Source organism: Butyrivibrio sp. (assembly GCF_024699075.1).
Window position 1 is genome coordinate 1 of sequence record NZ_JAILQF010000046.1, and the last position, 17,783, is coordinate 17,783.

Annotated in this window: 16 protein-coding genes; 5 read left to right on the forward strand and 11 right to left on the reverse strand. The window is 39.3% G+C overall.

The window, feature by feature from the left end:
• From K6G87_RS01500 to K6G87_RS01515, 4 genes are all read right to left on the reverse strand, one after another.
• Nucleotides 1–1,480, reverse strand: a 1,480-nt coding sequence (locus tag K6G87_RS01500) for a DUF5703 domain-containing protein (RefSeq protein ID WP_296832929.1), incomplete at its 3' end; no start/stop codon positions are given.
• A gap of 131 nt (nucleotides 1,481–1,611) precedes the next feature.
• Nucleotides 1,612–2,865, reverse strand: coding sequence for an arabinan endo-1,5-alpha-L-arabinosidase (locus K6G87_RS01505; protein ID WP_296832931.1), 1,254 nt, complete (start codon nucleotides 2,863–2,865; stop codon nucleotides 1,612–1,614).
• Nucleotides 2,866–3,345: 480 nt separating this feature from the next.
• A complete protein-coding gene (locus K6G87_RS01510; RefSeq protein WP_296832933.1) occupies nucleotides 3,346–4,467 on the reverse strand; it encodes a DUF4317 family protein in 1,122 nt (373 codons plus the stop codon).
• A gap of 45 nt (nucleotides 4,468–4,512) precedes the next feature.
• On the reverse strand, nucleotides 4,513–5,313 hold the full coding sequence (locus K6G87_RS01515) for a carbohydrate-binding protein (protein ID WP_442863358.1): 801 nt from the start codon (nucleotides 5,311–5,313) through the stop codon (nucleotides 4,513–4,515).
• Nucleotides 5,314–5,530: 217 nt separating this feature from the next.
• Between K6G87_RS01515 and K6G87_RS01520 the strand changes: the two genes are divergently transcribed.
• Nucleotides 5,531–6,313: an SDR family NAD(P)-dependent oxidoreductase gene (locus tag K6G87_RS01520; RefSeq protein ID WP_296832936.1), complete on the forward strand. Its 783-nt coding sequence runs from the start codon at nucleotides 5,531–5,533 to the stop codon at nucleotides 6,311–6,313.
• A gap of 70 nt (nucleotides 6,314–6,383) precedes the next feature.
• Here the strand turns inward: K6G87_RS01520 and rpe are convergent, their stop codons facing one another.
• Together rpe and K6G87_RS01530 are read right to left on the reverse strand one after the other, a co-directional pair.
• Nucleotides 6,384–7,037, reverse strand: coding sequence for a ribulose-phosphate 3-epimerase (gene rpe, locus K6G87_RS01525; RefSeq protein ID WP_296832938.1), 654 nt, complete (start codon nucleotides 7,035–7,037; stop codon nucleotides 6,384–6,386).
• 109 nt (nucleotides 7,038–7,146) lie between these two features.
• Entirely contained in the window at nucleotides 7,147–7,830 is a 684-nt protein-coding gene (locus K6G87_RS01530; protein ID WP_296832940.1) for a YkgJ family cysteine cluster protein, read from the reverse strand.
• A 214-nt stretch (nucleotides 7,831–8,044) separates the two neighbouring features.
• On the opposite strand from K6G87_RS01530, the gene K6G87_RS01535 reads away from it, so the two are divergent.
• The 3 genes from K6G87_RS01535 (at nucleotide 8,045) to aguB (ending at nucleotide 11,699) form a co-directional block, all read left to right on the forward strand.
• Nucleotides 8,045–9,367, forward strand: a complete 1,323-nt coding sequence (locus K6G87_RS01535; RefSeq protein WP_296832942.1) for an InlB B-repeat-containing protein — start codon at nucleotides 8,045–8,047, stop codon at nucleotides 9,365–9,367.
• Between the two features lie 188 nt (nucleotides 9,368–9,555).
• A complete protein-coding gene (gene aguA / locus K6G87_RS01540; RefSeq protein ID WP_296832944.1) occupies nucleotides 9,556–10,716 on the forward strand; it encodes an agmatine deiminase in 1,161 nt (386 codons plus the stop codon).
• Between the two features lie 119 nt (nucleotides 10,717–10,835).
• Nucleotides 10,836–11,699 carry an N-carbamoylputrescine amidase gene (aguB, locus tag K6G87_RS01545; protein WP_296832946.1) on the forward strand — a complete coding sequence of 288 codons (864 nt, stop codon included), beginning with the start codon at nucleotides 10,836–10,838 and terminating at the stop codon, nucleotides 11,697–11,699.
• Between the two features lie 83 nt (nucleotides 11,700–11,782).
• Here the strand turns inward: aguB and K6G87_RS01550 are convergent, their stop codons facing one another.
• The 3 genes from K6G87_RS01550 to K6G87_RS01560 are packed head-to-tail and all read right to left on the reverse strand — an operon-like array spanning nucleotide 11,783 to nucleotide 14,847.
• Nucleotides 11,783–12,001, reverse strand: a complete 219-nt coding sequence (locus K6G87_RS01550) for a hypothetical protein (RefSeq protein ID WP_296832949.1) — start codon at nucleotides 11,999–12,001, stop codon at nucleotides 11,783–11,785.
• Nucleotides 11,974–13,815, reverse strand: a complete 1,842-nt coding sequence (locus K6G87_RS01555; RefSeq protein ID WP_296832952.1) for a hypothetical protein — start codon at nucleotides 13,813–13,815, stop codon at nucleotides 11,974–11,976. The genes K6G87_RS01550 and K6G87_RS01555 overlap by 28 nt, the downstream gene beginning before the upstream one ends.
• A 12-nt stretch (nucleotides 13,816–13,827) precedes the next feature.
• Nucleotides 13,828–14,847, reverse strand: coding sequence for a glycosyl hydrolase 53 family protein (locus K6G87_RS01560; protein ID WP_296832955.1), 1,020 nt, complete (start codon nucleotides 14,845–14,847; stop codon nucleotides 13,828–13,830).
• Nucleotides 14,848–15,100: 253 nt separating this feature from the next.
• Between K6G87_RS01560 and K6G87_RS01565 the strand changes: the two genes are divergently transcribed.
• Nucleotides 15,101–15,349, forward strand: coding sequence for a hypothetical protein (locus K6G87_RS01565; RefSeq protein WP_296832958.1), 249 nt, complete (start codon nucleotides 15,101–15,103; stop codon nucleotides 15,347–15,349).
• A 60-nt stretch (nucleotides 15,350–15,409) separates the two neighbouring features.
• Here K6G87_RS01565 and K6G87_RS01570 read toward each other — a convergent pair whose 3' ends face one another.
• Together K6G87_RS01570 and K6G87_RS01575 are read right to left on the reverse strand one after the other, a co-directional pair.
• Entirely contained in the window at nucleotides 15,410–17,029 is a 1,620-nt protein-coding gene (locus K6G87_RS01570) for an ATP-binding cassette domain-containing protein (RefSeq protein WP_296832961.1), read from the reverse strand.
• 55 nt (nucleotides 17,030–17,084) lie between these two features.
• Nucleotides 17,085–17,783, reverse strand: a 699-nt coding sequence (locus tag K6G87_RS01575; RefSeq protein WP_296832964.1) for a DNA-3-methyladenine glycosylase family protein, incomplete at its 5' end; no start/stop codon positions are given.

Below are 17,783 nucleotides of genomic sequence, written 5' to 3' on the forward strand. Positions count from 1 at the left end.
ACGGGAATATGATCCTGTGACCATTATCATCAAGCTTATTGTATTTCTTATCATAAAAGTTAAGTATAGTATCAATAAACTCAATATACGGTGCAGGATCCTCATCCTTCACAAATTCAAGATACTCAAGCATCATGTAACTGAACTCTACAGATGTTACATAGTGATACCTTACATGAATAGGATAATCAAGACCATATAATCCGTAGTAAGCAGATAACCCATTAGCATCTACCTGTTCAGGAATTGCTGCAGCATCATCTACATTGAAGAAGAACTTAGTCCTTTCTTTGGAGCCATTAAGTAGCCTTAAATAAAAGTCAAACTGAGGCTTCATCCAGGCTGTATCCCCGCTTCTAAGCATCGGCCAGTATACAAGGCGCTGGTTCTGGGCAGTAAATACAATCCCTCCCCAGTCTCTTTCATCAGGAGTTTTGGCCCCAAATCTCGCTCCCCATATACAAGGATCTATTGTAAAAAGACCCCCATTAAACTTTGTAGGATATGATCCATAAGCATTACATGCAAGCATATACCTGAAAAGCTGATAGTTCCTTCCCATCTGCCAGATTGTATCTGACTTATCAGTGCAGCTTCTCTTTATAAAGATATAGCTCCTTTGCCAGGTATCACTCCACCAGGACTCTGAAGACTTCTTAAGCTCATCAGTTCCAGATACTTCGATTTTATATACCTTTTGGATAAGTTCTTCTTTCCATCTTGCAGTATCACCTGCATAAGATAAGTGTAGGACCGCGCAGATATCAATGTCATTACCGCTTACAGCCGTCTTATGAGATATACATGAAAGCTTCTCGTATGAACCTATATGACTTCCAAGATATGTAAGTTCATTGCCTGCTTCCTGAAGATCATTTATCTTATGTGCATATATACACCCACCAAAAACCAGATCTTTCTGAACATCAGGAAGCTTGTCCTTTATAGGTTCAAGCTCTTCTTCTGCAACATTCCTGTCAAAATGAGTCTCACCCATATTAAGATGTGAGAAAACAAGCCTTCCATCTTCAAAGTTTATTTTGTCAGGATTTGCATAGCCATTATCTGCTATTCTCCAGTTTTCGTAAGACACGGTTACATGATGATCTATGTCTGAAACAAGATGAATATGCACAGAGCCGTAACTTGTATCAGTCCATAAACATATACTTGTTGATATTCCATCTGATAGACCTTTTATCAGTATATCTCCTGTATAAAGACGAAGCTCCTGAACATAAGAATCCTTAAAAGGATTATGGTCGAATTCTATCTTGAGTCTTCCGGCTTTGACCATATTGCCGGCTTCGTCAAAGGCTCCGCTTTGTGCCATATAAAGATAGAGCACATTATCCTGTGTCCACACATTACATCCGACATCATGACCACCAAGAGGCATGGAATCTCCCGCATCCCTGCACTGACTGTCATATCGAATATTGTAACTATAAAACTGCTTCTTTATCTCTTCTTTATTCATACTACACCTGCCCTCCATCCATATATTAGCAATTAGGCATGAATAATACTTATTATTTATTTTCCGTTTTTACTTAAATGTTGCGCAAAATCAAACTATGCGTTTATTAAATTGCAAAGGATAGCATATTTTTACTCTTTGGAATCTTGTATGCGCTTGCAGATGAACTCTGTGCTTTGGCCATAGAGGTTTGAGATTCCGGAGATTCCCATGAATCCTTTGCCACCATAGCAAAGTGCACTCTCTGTAAACGGACCATAGTTTATGATGATCCTTCCATTTTCAAGCTTCCAGGTACCCTGTATAGAGCAGGATTCAAAATATCCATCCTCTCTAAGAAGCATAGGCACAGCTGTAGATATGCCCTGAGGATATGTCTTTGCAAAAGTTATACGCTGATATCTTCCTGCAACAGTTTTCATCGTAAGGGTATCTTGTGATACAAGTTCAAGTGATCCTCCGGTCTCTTCCATAGTGTAAGCTGATGCAACAGGCCATCCTTCTTCGTTCCAGAATATCTGTCTTATCTGCATCTGTGAAGGACCCGGATCCTGATTGAACCTCTTTTCCCTTATATGATAGACAATATAGGCCTTTCCATCAGTGTCCTGAAGGACTGAGTTGTGTCCGGGTGCCATATAAACCTTACCTTCATCATAGGTATAACCTGCCATAAGAAGATATCCCGGATCTTTGGATATATCAGGCTCGCTTGTCATGTCATTACCGGCAATATCAATAAAAGGTCCTGTAACCGACTTACTTCTTCCAACTCTTATATTGTAGTCAGTCTTAAGTGAACCATAGGATACAAAGAGATAGTAATAATCTGTCTCCTTGTTATAGATCATGTAAGGGCCTTCTATAGCAGTGCTAAGCCATGAAGGTCTCTTACATACACATGTTCCTACGCCTTCTTGGGCAGCAAGTCCTGTCTTTGTATCTAGTTTTAAAATATGTGCTCCGCCCCAGAAAGATCCGTAAAGCATATACATCTCTCCGGTCTTTGCATCTGTGATGATATTTGCATCTATGCCGTTAACGGGGAGCTTGTCTGATGTCTTAAGAACTGGTGCCTTAGGAACAAAAGGACCTTCCGCCTTATCTGATACTGCCAAAAAGATACATGACTGCTGCACGCCCCAGGTTGAATTAGAGCAGTACAATCTGTATTCATCTCCTACTTTGACAATATCAGGAGCCCATATATCAGATCCTCCTGTCCACTCCTTAGCTTCAGGAAGCACTTCTGCAACCCTTCCAAGACTTTTGAAATTTACAAGATCATCCGAAACAAATCCCATTGCTCCGGTGCTGTAAACATAATATTTGCCGGTTACATCATCTCGATATATTGCCGGATCGTGAATAAATGCTCTGTCCATAGTGACCCCCATAAGTATTTTGGTAAAATTGATCGTTAACTCAGACTTTGCGCACGCATCATATGCGCATTTTGTGCGCAAAAATAATTCATTTAACATTTTTCTAAATTAATTTATTTTCTCATGGACAAGAAGATTAGTCACTAGGCTAAATACTTAAAAAATCTTTTTATCTTTGTTACATTCTTCTATAACTCTGATCTCATCTTCATCATAAGGCGTAAAATCAGAATGGAATATGTCATGCATCCATAGTCTTGTATCTATATCCGGAAGTTTCTTAATGAATTCCCAGATATAGTTGATTTGTGCCTTTCCGTTAACAAAGCCAAAGAAATTACTTCCTACTTAGTCAAACGCTTTTCATCCCATCAGCTAAAGCTAATGAGTTTTCGGTTGAAAGCAATTTTATAAAAAAATGACCCTGAAATATCAGAGTCATTTAAAAAATTTAACATTTGCAAAAGGAAACTACTATTTTTACTGCTGCTCCATAAGAGACTCCAAAAGCTCTTTGAGCTTGTCATAAGGGATAAGAGACTCGGGAACCAGAAAAAATTTACGACCATTAACATCTCGTTCTGTGATCTTGTCTTCAGGTATGATCACCTGATCCTTGTGATAGTTATTAAGGCCTTCAAATACCTGCTCCTTTTCTTCTTCCTGCATAGCTTCTTCGCGAAGCTTTTCCTGCATAGCCTTTTCGGTCAGTGTTTCTATATTCTCTCCAAAGCCATCAGGCCTTGTCTGAATCTCAACATCACTGTTCTGGCGGATAGATGTATCTACGCCGTCAGACTGCTTTATAGCTGCCTCAAGATGAAGCGCATAGCCTTCCTCTGTAGCTTCCTGTTCTGCTACCTGCCTTGCAGCTTCCAGTGTAAGACCATCATCTTCATTAATAGCTTTTACTTTCTTCTTGGGCTCAGGCTTAACATAATCCGGTATATCAGCAGCATACATGCCCCTTATCATCTCACGTTCCGGGTCATTTTTGACAACACAGAACATATTGTCATAATCAGATGATCTGTCATTAAATGAAGGGTACATAAATCCTGCAACAGGATTGCCCAAAACCTTGATAACATCAGAAGCATGAAGCTTATTCTCAGCTGTCTTCATGATACCGCCCTTGGCAGGCTTAAATGGGCAGATGCAGGCTGCGATATAGCTGTATACTTCTTCGGATTCACCTGTTTTGTTCTTGCCTGTATCCTTGGCAGGAACATCATAAGCATCAGAGAATACAAGAAGAGCGTACTCTCCATCTGCCTCATAATTACTTACTATCTCCGTAGCCCAAGCCTTAACAAGCTCTGCATCCGGAATATCTGACTGAGCCAGTGCTGTAAGAAGCCTTGCATCATCGCCTATCACAGTCACATCCTCTGCAAAGGCTCCGCCTGCTGATGAATAGGCCTTACTTATAAGCGATATATATTTCTTCTGTTCATCATCATCAAGTGTCAGAAAGCGGGTGGAGTCAGCGCCTTCTATCTCTTTTCCCTCATTATCAAAAACGGCATAAGCCATTCCACTAAATGAGCAGTCCTTAAACTTAAATCTCTTCTTAATCTCTAAAAGTCCTGATTTATTCACGTAAAATCTTCCTCCTTGAATATATGTCTATGTGCAGAGTTTGAGTCACTTCTCAGAAGGTCTGCCGTATACTTCGATCTGGGTCAGTGCCGGGAATGGGCTTGGATCGTCAGCCTTTATAAGATCCCCAAGTGTTAACCACTCCACTGACTTCTTTTCAATTGAAAAGATATGTGGTTTTTGAACCTTCTTGTCCATATCTACAGTTTCTGTGCTTCCATCAGAGAAATTAAATATTCCTCTGATCCACCAGTTATCGTGCGGGAAGTCTGCTCTTGTATATAAGCGGATCTCTTTAATATCAACGGGATAGCCAAACTCAATCTTGATAGTTGCATCGTCCTGTCTGTTAATGCCCCAGGACTCGTATGGCCACTCGCCATGAGACCTTGTAACGCACACGCCGTCAATAGCATTTCTTGCAGCAAATACAGCTTCTCCTCTTGTCTCTACATTAGCTGATGCATGAGGATATACGCCACTTACTTCATGCTGATCGCAGGGATTAAGGCTTAGATTTCTAAAGGCTTTCACCTCAAAATCATATGCCTTTCTGATAGATACAAGATGTCTGTTTCCAACAAAAGACATGGGGTTATAGCTGGTCTTCTTTTCATAAAAAGGAATTGTATATCTGAATGAATCTTCAGTTACGAATATAAGCGATTCCTCGATCGTAGGATCTACCTTGACTTTGTAGAAAGATCCCGGTGTAAGATCTTTGAACTCAATATAATCATCTTTTCTGTACTCGCCTTCCCAGGCAAGAACTACGCTGTCATTACCTTCATCAAAAGCTTTAATAACATCTCCCCAGGCGCCGTGAACTTCAATCTTCATATGTATCCCCTCCTCATATCATTATCGATGACTTATCATTGACTATGCCTTATCCTTGATCATGACTTATCATTAACCATGTCTTACCATTAACCATGCCTTGCCATTATATCACAAAGGCACCTTCCTTCGAACCATGTTTTTACTAGTCCTTTTATGTTAAAATCTATATACCCAAAAACTCCTTTTGGGAAAAATAGTTGTATAAAGAGTGGTTTGGTTTATGAGAAAAATTGCCGTTGTAACAGGCGCAAGCTCAGGTCTTGGTGCTCAGTTTTGCAAACAGTTATCCAAAGAAGGATATTACATAATAATGGTTGCAAGAAGAAAAGAGCTGCTCCTTGAGCTTCAGAAAACGCTTATATCAAAGAGCAGCGTATTTACAGCTGATCTTTCTGAAAAAAAAGACATAGTAAAGCTTTGTGACTATATCAGGGATGAATTAAATTCAGATGAAGATAGTAAACTTTCTGTCTTTATAAATAATGCAGGATTCGGCCTTTCGGGAAACTTTACTGATACAAACGAAAAGCGAGAGATGCAGATGATCGATGTTAATATAAAGGCACTCCACAGGCTTACAAAGCGCATGCTCCCTCTTATGGACAAAGAAAGCGGCGGATATATCCTTAATGTAGGATCATCAGCGGGACTATTTCCAGCAGGCCCTTATATGTCGACCTACTATGCGACCAAAGCCTATGTAGTAAGCCTTACAAGAGCCATCGCCCATGAGCTTAAAGCTTCAAAAAGTAAGACCTATATTGGCGTCCTTTGCCCCGGACCTGTCGATACTGAGTTTAATGATGTTGCAAATGTAGCCTTTGCTCTTAAAGGAATGTCAGCCCAAAGCTGCGTATCCTATGCCATAAAGATGATGTACAAAAGAAAGACAGTTATAGTCCCCACCCTTAGAATGAAACTTGCATCTACCTTCTCAAGATTTCTTCCGGGCAGTCTTTTAATACCTATGGTTGCTCACCAGCAGCACAAAAAAATGGGCTGAAAATACCCTCCTTACTGGTTGTCCAGTAAAGAGGGTACATATCACATCTGTAAGGAGTATTAAAAGTTCATCATCCCATTATCTTAAGGAACTCTTTAACATTACTTTGAACATTGCCATTAAATATTGCAGAACCAGCTACTATTACATTAGCTCCCGCATTTAATACCATTTCAACATTATCTGTCTTAATACCGCCATCTACCTCGATATCAAGATCTTTAAGGCCAAGTGTATTAAGATGATTACGAAGATCTCGGATCTTATCTGTTGATGAAGGAATATATTTCTGTCCGCCGAATCCCGGTTCAACACTCATGATAAGCACCATATCAACATTTTTCAGATAAGGCTCTAAAACATCTATAGGAGTTCCGGGCTTTATTGTGATACCGGCCTTTTTGCCATATGAATGAATAAGTTCTATTACTGCCCACGGATCCGGAGCGGCTTCCTGATGAAAGGTTATGATATCTGACCCTACGGCAGCAAATTCTTTGATATATCTTATTGGATTAGTGATCATCAGATGTACATCAAATATAGCATCTGTAGCATCTCTTATACTTTTAATAACAGGGAGACCAAAAGAGATCGACGGTACGAACACTCCGTCCATGACATCTATATGCAAATACTGTGCCCCGGCACTTTTACAGTCCCTGATCTGGCTTCCGAGATTTTTGAAATCTGCTGATAATATAGACGGTGCAAGAATATTCATATTTTCCCTTTTCCTTTACTACGCTAATACAATGCACTTTTCACATTATATACATTTTCAGTCAAAAAAGCTATATCTTCCGTTCATATAAGAAGAGTTGCGCTTCACATCATATCTTCAAAAGATCTGACACTTCCTTTAATCTTCTGTAATACTGGTCAAAGAAAGAAGCACTCGTCATATAAGCTTCCACGTAGAATTTCTGAAGAATAAATCTTGCTGTATAAACCCTTTGTTGCTCAGGCAGTTTAGCTAGCGCCTTTTGCACGGTCTTGCAGAAATCATGCCAGGAAGTAACAAATTCCTCATACTGCGTAAGGTTCTCTATTCCTATCCATTCCCTTAATCTTACAGGATATCTTGCAGCCTTTGGTTTAGTACATTCATTAACCTGCAAAAAATAGTGCATGCCCTTTTCATCATATAGCCTTCCCATAGGAAAAAGGCGACAATAGCCCGGGCGGAATGAATGAATCGAGCACCTGTTTTCCTCATTTAGAAAAGCGCACTTTTCCTCTTTGTCGGGATGCTCTTCATCATAGGTTATAAGATTGGGAAGGATTATGTTATCGACCATCCTTATCTCAATCTCCTTCTCCATCATATCTTCAAAGCTTCTTCCAAGGCCCTTACAAAGATTATATATGTCATAAGGATCCAGAATGATCGAATCGCCTGTTATCCTGCAGCAGTCACTGCATCCCATGCACTCGTTGCATCCAACATTTACAAGATCATCCGGTTTATATACAAATCCATCAGAAATTTCTTCAAAATTTATGTCTCTTATCATTTTAACCTCTAAATACCTATCTCTTAAATTCTACCTTATGCACAAAAGCTTACACCCCTCTTATATGCTATAATAGTATTACGTTTCCACATTTACCAGAATTACTTGTTTTTTTGTTTGAATTGGCTTGTGCAGAAGATAGGCTTACTCATATATGCCTGTCTCATCTCATATCGATTCATCCAAATGGCAACATTACTTGCGAGGTGAAAATATGAGAAGATTCTTTGCAATCTTATCCATTATTATAGTATTTGTTTTTTCTTCAGGAAATAGTACTACTGTCTATGCCGCAGGAAGTTATAAAGTTACCTTTATGGCCAACGGCGGGTCAGGGTCTATGAATAGTGCAGCTTTTAGTACTTCTTCTGTTTCTACGCTCCCTGCCAATAAGTTCACAAGAACCGGTTACCGCTTCCGCGGCTGGAATACCAATAGTAACGGCACAGGTGTCGGCTACGCTGATCAGGGTTCTGTCATATATACAGGTGTCGACAACATGAAACTCTATGCATCCTGGGAGCCTCAGGTTTTCAAGATTGCCTTTGATGGTAATGGTGCTACATCAGGAAGCATGAACGACCAGCTTATTAGTTATGATCAGAGCACTGCGCTCAGATCCAACTCTTTTGTCAAAGACGGTTATACATTTGCCGGATGGGTTGACAGTAGCGGGAATGTCTATGCTGATGGGCAGGCAGTTTCCAATCTGAGAAAATGCAACATGCGATCCACCAAACTTAAGACCATAAGCGCAGGCACTCCGAGTGTATATACTAACTATTCTTTCAAGAGTGTTCAAGGATCAACTGTATTTACATCCAATTCTCATAAATATGTAGTATTTGCAGCTTCCATCAATGATACAAGTTACTATGCAGGCGATCTGTCTCACTATGAGACCAATCTTGTAAAATACGATCTTACTGCCGGCAAGACAGTTGCTACCGTTCATAACCTCTGGTTCGACCATGGCAATGCCATATGCTATAACCCCGATAACGGACACTTGTATATAGCAGAAGGTGGAACACGCCCAGGATATGCTTCTGATATCATGGAAGTTGATTCTGATCTTAACTATGTAACAACCCACCACATCGAAGGTGTAAGCAACGTTTATGCTATAGATTATTATAATGGAGCCTACTATGTAATGGGCAAAAGTGATGCCGGCAAAGCATGCTTTTTCCTGGTAAATTACAACTTCGAGATTGCAGGCTGGAAAGATGTTAGCGCCAATTATCAGCAAGGCTACTGCATACAGGGAATGACTGTTGACGGCAACTTCATCTATGCTCTTACAGCATGCTTTGATGCCTACAACTGGAAAGGTAATCAGAAGGTCAACGTATTCACTATGTCAGGTGAATATGCAGGTTCATGGTCAATAGATGTTACCAAAGAAGTTGAAGACATAAGCATAGATCCTTCAACAGGCAAGATCTATATATCAACCAATGAAGGAAGTAAAACTACTATATACGAAACAGTATTTCCAAATGTAACCCTGCACGCATCTTGGATAAAGAATTGATTGATAAAATAATATAAAGTATTATTAACAGGAAATCTGTATATATAGATTTCCTGTTTGACTGTTTATGGCAAGTATAAATTCCGGAGAAAGTTTGAAAATATTCCATTTTCAGACCCAAATTGGTGTCGCGAGCTCCACCAATTTGAACCATTAGTCGCTCGCTTGGCTCGCTACATGAGGTTAATATGAAAAAACTAAGTACAACGCCCAAGGCTGATGGTTTCCATATGCCTGGCGAATTTGAAAAGCATAAAGCAACTGTAATGATCTGGCCTGTAAGACCGGGTTCATGGCCATATGGCGGCAAGGAAGCTCAGAAGGTCTTCACTCAGATTGCCAAAGAAATCGCCAAACATGAAGTAATGTACATGCTTGCTGATAAGGAACATGCCAAGGATGCTGCCAAAATGCTGGATGCTGATATCATAGATATATCTAAAGGACAGGCTTCTGATAATGCAGGCTTTAAAGAAGGCTCTTTAAATACACATGTCCTCGTGATCCCTACTAATGACAGCTGGGCAAGAGATGTTGGACCAACCTTTGTTACCAACAAAAGAGGCAGTATAAGAGGTATCGACTGGAAGTTCAATGCATGGGGCGGTGAGATTGACGGTCTCTACCCTGACTACGAAGAAGATAATGCTGCTGCGTCCAATATATGCGAAGCACTTTCTACTGACATATATGATGCTCAGGACTTCGTACTTGAGGGCGGTGCCATCCATTCAGATGGCGAAGGAACCATTATAGTAACTGAGAGCTGTCTTCTTAGTAAGGGCCGTAATCCCAGGATGTCCAAAGACAAGATAACAGAAAAGCTCTGCAACATGCTGGGAGCCAAAAAAGTCATATGGATTCCTTATGGTATCTATAATGATGAAACCAACGAACATGTTGATAATGTATGTGCTTTTACAAAGCCCGGAGAAGTAGTTCTTGCCTGGACAGATGATACAGAAGATCCCCAGTACAAGATGAGCGCCGCTGATCTTCAGGTGCTTGTAAGTACTAAGGATGCAAAGGGAAGAAAACTTAAGATCCATAAACTGATGATTCCCAAAAAGCCTGTATGCATCAAAGAAGAAGAGCTTGAAGGTTATGAGTTTGCAGAAGGTGAAGATGTAAGAGAAGCAGGCGAAAGGCTTGCAGCAAGCTATGTAAACTTCTATATATGTAATGGAGCAGTTCTTGTCCCTCAGTTTGGAGACGATAATGACAAGGCTGCTATAAAGAAGCTTGAAGCTCTTTTCCCGGAAAGAGAAGTTATAGGAATTCCCGCAAGGCAGATCATCATAGGTGGCGGCAATATCCACTGTATAACGCAGCAAATACCTGCTAATTGACGGCATACCCACTTATTATGGAATAGCCCAAGTAATGATCACAGAATCATTGCTTTCAGATAACACTGGTACATTCTGTAACTGTAACAAAAAGATAGTTAAAGGATAATAATACGATCATGAGAAAAGTAACAATCGCAACATGCCAGATGCAGATGACATCTGACGTTAATGAAAATATCGCAAAAGCAGATAAACTTGTGCGTGAAGCAGCTTCAAAAGGAGCCAATATAATCCTCCTTCCGGAGCTTTTCGAGCGCCCGTATTTCTGTCAGGAGAGAAGATACGATTACTATGAGTATGCAACATCACTTTCAGATAATCCTGCCGTTAATCATTTTAAAGAGGTTTCTAAAGAGCTTGGAGTAGCAATGCCCATAAGCTTTTATGAAAAGGATGAAACTGTCCTTTATAACACTATCGCTATGATTGATGCAGATGGAAGTATACTGGGAATATATAGAAAGACACATATCCCGGATGATCATTTCTATCAGGAGAAGTTCTATTTCACACCCGGAAATACCGGCTTCAAAGTCTGGGATACCAGATTTGGCAAGGTGGGAGTTGGAATCTGCTGGGATCAGTGGTTCCCGGAGACCGCCAGATATATGGCACTTATGGGCGCTGAAATTCTTCTGTATCCGACAGCAATCGGATCAGAGCCGGTTCTTGATACTGATTCTATGCCGCATTGGCGCCGCTGCATGCAGGGACATTCAGGTTGTAATCTGATGCCTGTTGCAGCAGCTAACCGTATTGGCACTGAGTCTGTATCACCTTGTATGGAGAACAACAACCAGTCTTCATCTCTTAAATTCTACGGCTCATCCTTCATAACTGACGGAACAGGCGCTATTATCTGCGACGGATCAAGAGACAAGGAAGAAGTACTTACAGCAACTTTCGATCTTGATGAGCTTAGAGATATGCGTATGAGCTGGGGCGTATTCAGAGATAGAAGGCCTGAATGTTACAATTGACACTATGTGTAGACGCAGCTTTGTTCTTAGTCAAACTTGCAAACGTTTCGCTTTTTTGCTCGTTATAAAATCACTACTATTACTTAATCAAAGTCAAATTTAGTGTATCTCTGATTCATAGCCTTGTAGCGCATACGAACTGTTTCGTTGAAATCAAGGACCTTCTGCTCACTACCTACAAACTGGCAGCGAGGGCAATAGTATTCCTTTTTATCAGCATCATAAAACATATCAATATCCAGATCCCTCATAAAACATGAGGGACATCTGTAATTTAATTTTCCTTTTCCAGCCTGAGCCATGTTGTTATTTCCTCCTTATCTCCAATAGTATCTGTATATCCAAGACCGAACATAGGTGAGAATGCGTAGCCTTCCTGTATATAACCTTCTGCAGTCTTTCTGTCAGAACGAAGGCTTACCTTGGTATCTATCTGAGGTACAATTGCAACTGCCTTACTTGCTGATACCATTTTTTCCTCACGGTTCTTATAAGCATACTCGATGATCTTTTCTTCTTTATCGCCATCAAGGCAAAGTGTGATTCCTGTCATATCCTCTGAATATTCAGTTGTTCCATAGCAGGCTACCATATATTCCCTTACTGTAACCTTGGCATCTTTATTACTAAGATCATATACCTTTCTCTGGATCTCAATTTCTGATGATCCTTCTGTAAAAGATATTATGCTCTGTACCTTGAAGGAAAGATCAGAAAATACTATCTCTACAGGATCAAGGGTAAGTATTCTCTTATTATTGTCCTGAGAAAAATGGGCGTGTGTTCTGCACTGACAAAGGTCTGCCTCTTCACCATTATATGAGAACTTGCAGCTTCTTATTGTTCCTTCGCCGGCATAATGTGTAAAGTAACCTGCTCGATATTTTTCCTGAATAAGGAACGGATAGGAAGCATCTGTTATATGCTTTGTTCCGATTCCAACAGGCCATTTAAGCTTAGCTGCATAGTTACGAAGATCAACAATTGCACCACCCTGGTCCATATTGACGCATGCTCGCATAAATGGATCACAGTACCAGAAGAGCTGCTTGTCAGATCCGTAAAGTATATCTCTCCAAAGGGCACATTCAGGCTCTGTATAGGCCTTCTTCTCTCTATAATAATCAGCAAACTCTGCCATAGTCATATCACACAGCTTGCCTTCCTTTTTGAGCTTGCCATAATAGGCCATTCCATCTTCATAGGACTTTTTGAGAAGTTCATAAGGCTGCTCCCATCTTCCCATCTTATTGAGCCAGCCAGGTCCTACGAACATCATGTTGTAAGCGTATCCATTATTGTACTTTGCAAGGTCTCTATACTGGTCTACAAGATTGTAAAAATATGGGAATTCCCATGTCTTTGTATCATATATCATGCCGCGAAGTACGTTCTGAGGATGCGTTCCAAAGTTAGAACCATTGCCGTCATAGCAGGCAATAAGATCTCTTGAAAGGTGAGGAATTGCTACAATTCCGCTATCTTCATCTTTATTAGCTGCAGGAGCATGTGTATTCTGTTTGGAAGGAATCCATGGAGCCCATGGACCACCATCCATAAAGGTGTACCAGGAATTATTGGTTGTGTGGTAAGCCTTAGGGCCTTCTTCCCAGCAGGTTGCAACAGCACATTTTACTGTAGGATATGCTTTCTTGACATAATTGATGAGCTCTGCATCCATATAATAAGAACCTGTGGATTCAGGGTAGAATCCAAACAGATCATAGAACTTACCAAATACATCATCTACAATAGACTTCTTATCTTCCAGAGAAAACATCCATATACAGAAGTCCTTGGTCTTATATTTGTCTCTGAACTCAGGACAAGGAAGTCCTAAAAGCGTAAGAGATATCTCATCTCCATACTTTTCATGATCCTCTTTGGCAACCTGTACTGCTTCTTCATTAAAAAGTGAAGCATAGGTCATCTGAATAGTCGTCTTAAGACCGTTCTTATGAGCTGTTTCCTGCTGGAATTTGAAGATATCCAAAGATTCGCTCTTAAGCTCTTTCCTTCCGATATTCTCCTTTTTGCCGCTACCTGTTACCTTCTCGGAATATTCAGGCATAAGCTCAGGCCTGTGAATGATGTTAACAATAAATTTGTCTTCCATGTTAAACCCTTTCTAAATAAATTCTTTATATGAGTCAAGCGCTTTATTGAACTTTAATTTATGGTCTTCAAAAGGTACTGATGCGCAAAGCATATAGCCATCCGGAAGCAGCTCTTTGCAGGCTTCCGGCTCCCAGTAGTAGACACCTCGTCCCCTCCTTTGAGCCATCCCTTTAACGGCATTAACAGTATCTTTTACTATCCTGTATGAGTTTTCTTCATCATCCTGCTCTCCGCCCACTTCTGTTATCATTACATCTTTGTCAAAAACTGATGACATCTTATTTATGTTATCTAAAAGAAGCTCGGGATCATGTACTTTGCCATACCAGTACGGATAGTAGGAAAAACCAAGAATATCTGTCTTGCCGCCTCGATCAAAAAATGTCTTAAAAAAGTCCATACAGCCTTCAAGATCAGTAACCATTGCAAGATGTGTCACGACTTCTGTTGTTGGGAAGACTTCCTTAATGGCATCATATGCAGTATTCAAGAGCTCTGTCATATGCAAAGGCTCTTTATATCTGTCTCCGTAAGGAAGTAGTATACCGGGATTGATCTCATTACCATTTTGAACGTACAAAGGGTCAATGCCTTCCTTCTTAAAGGCATTTAATGTTGAAACCGTGTAATCATGAACATGCTTCAAAAGATCTTCATAAGAATCATCTTCCCAATCTTTTGGTACTATCTGAAACTGTGGATCTGCAAAGAGGTCACTGTAATGGAAGTCAAGCATCAGTGACATCCCCTCTTTTTGGATTCTCTTGGCAAAAGAGATAACGCTTTCTGTATCACAAAAGCCAAGCATACACTTATCTCCTGTAGGCTTTTGCCAGAATCCATTTTGAGGAGGATTTACAAAGAGGCGAAGTCTTACTGATGTTACTCCCATACTTTTTACAAGCTTTACGATATCCTGCACGTTTCCTTCATGATCAGTCCATGAATAGCCCAGCGATTCAATCTGACTGGCCCATCCAAGATCAACTCCATATTCAAACCTTTTGTTTTCATATAAATTATTATTCACTATGGATACCTCTAATCATGTGCAACTTTGCGCAACATTTCTTGCTTATTTATTTAAATTATAGGCTTATATAATTCCAATATCCATTATCAAATGTTGATGATTTTGGGTATTCTCATGTGATGTATTTATACAAATAAATCCTTTATTTTGCGCAACAATTGCGCGAATAATAATCAGTCCTTATGACTTCCATAAAAATTTCTTTATAACAAAACAATATTCTGATATTTTTCAAATTGATGATGTTGATATGCAGGATGATTTTGTATACAAAAAACTATGGTCATCTCTATCAAAGCAGGATAAATATGTTGTTCTTGCAATAAAAATAGATGAAACAAAAGTTAGTGAAATATGCAAGAAAACCGGTATGACATCCTCTATTTTCTCAAGATATCGCGACAGACTTATAAAAAGAGGAATAATCATGTCCTCAGGACACGGCTATGTCTCCTTACTGCTTCCACGATTTGAAATTGTCGCAAGTACATATGAATAGAACGCATAATGATCACTCGTAAAATTTATAACGAGTGATCATTATGCGTTCTCCATAGCCTTAACGTGTCAGACATATTTCTTTGTTATAAAGCGTTTTATCCGCAATTTCTTCATGAGTTATCTTAATAATTATGTACTTATCTCTGTTTACAAACAGACATCTTTCTATATTATGCATAATCTCTTTAGACGCAGCATCAAGTCCCGCCTCAGCCTCATCGATAAGTACCACGCTTACACTATCACGTAAAGACAATAGTTTTAAGAGCAAATACTTTTTCTTCTCTCCTCCGGAGAGGGACTTACCATTATCACTAATAGTTCTGAAATTCTTATCAAGTCCGACCTGCTGCATCCAATCTTCAGTCTCTTTGTCAGAGACTTGCCTATGTGACATAATCTCAATATAATCTTTCACGCTTTCATTAAGAAGTAGTTCTTCCTGAGAAAGAAAACATATATTTCTATAAAGATCTCTTTTACTGATATCTGCAACATCGACATCGTTATACTTTATATTACCTTTTGATGGGTTTATAAGGCCGGCAATCATCTTCAATACACTCGACTTACCACTTCCATTAAATCCTCTTAGCAATATTGCATCACCAGCATTTGCTTTAAAAGACAGATTTTTGAATATATACTTATTGTCTTCATACGCTAATGAAACATTGTCAAACTGTATGCTATTTATATCATTTAAAACCCTGCCACCTTCATTGGTTACTTCCTCAAGTTCCAGAATATCTCCAATATTATCAAAAGATGCCATATTCTTCATAAATTTGAACAAGTTATCTTCTATCTTCTGGCTCTTATCAATAACCAGATTTGTAAGATACATATAATAAATAACAAATGCAGGATTATTACCGTTTCTGGTGAGTATGATCGCGCCTGTTATGATCAGGACAACAATCTGATTATAATTATTTAGTAAATTTTGTAAAAAAATGCTTCTTTGATCCGTTTGAATGGCTACCTGTATAAAGTTATGGACGCTTCTTTTCATCTTATTAATGTAGTATTCCTGAAGGCCATTAACTCTGATCAGCTCTTCTGCATCTATACATTCATTGTTTGTAGCATTGTCAATCTTCATAGCTGCATTAACACTTTTAGAGCATTCAACAACTTTGGGCTTAGTATAATATGCTATCCCAAATCCAAGTATAACCGTAATAGTTAATACAATTGTCATAGAAAGATCTATAATTGCAGATGCCACCAGTAGTATAAGAATCATAACGCTCTCTGCAAATATATTAAGAGAATACATTATTACATTTGCATATACATTGATTACATCCGTGAAGAATAAATTCTTTAGTTTATTTATTCCATAGTTATAGAACTTTTGATAATTGCAATTCCATATCTTGTGATACATCTTTTCTCTAACAAACGAAAGAGCGCCTTCACCTAGAATATCAATATTTTTGTACCACTTAACATTTATAAAATTATAAACAGCCCATAATAACATATACAAAAATATACTTATAAAATAAACAGATAGTCTTGGATCCGCCTCTATTGCTGCTACTAATTTCTTCATCGACAGTGGAATAACAAGCTGAATCACTGACATTGCAGCCATAACACATACACATTTAAAAACCTGCTTACGATACTCCTTTAAAAGGTTTTTAAGTACTAATACAAAAACTTTCATTTGAGTCAATTCTCCATTAACCAATTCTCCGTAAATCCTGCAATTACATTTTGACTCAGAAATCAATGCTTCTTTCGTATGCAAACATATACTGCTGCATGACTCCTCCGTAAGGGCGGTATGCTTCTATAGGAAAGCCTTCCGGATAATAATTATCCTGTATCTTGTTCATCCACACATCGATTGGAAATGAGTCAAGTCTGTAGAAGCCAAAGAGCATGGTGCAGTTTGCAACCTTCTTGCCAACTCCGTACAATGAGCACAGTTTGTCAAAAAGCTCTTCATCGCCAAGGCTCTTCCACTTATCAAGATCAACTACTTTGTCAAAAGCGGCGCGAGCTGCTTTATATATGTACTGGGCGCGGTAGCCAAGGCTGCAGGCATTTAAGTCATCCATAGATAAAGATGAAAGCTGCTTTGGTGTAGGGAAAGCGTATAGCTTCTCTCCATCGGCTTCTCCTATTACACTTCCTGCTGCCTTACAGATTTTCTCAACAGATGCTTTTATGGCAGGTATATTTTTCCTCTGAGATATGATGAAAGTAATAAGGGTCTCCCAAGGATCCTGTCTTATAATACGGATTCCATCGCATGCACTGGCAGCACGTTTTAAATAACTGTCATCTTCCGGAATCCGATCTATTATCTTGCCATAATCTGTATCAAGATCAAAATAATCTTTCCAGATATTATCAAAGTCTGCATCACTGCAATCCATGGTGACAATGCCAGATGTCATATCCTGCTCTATATT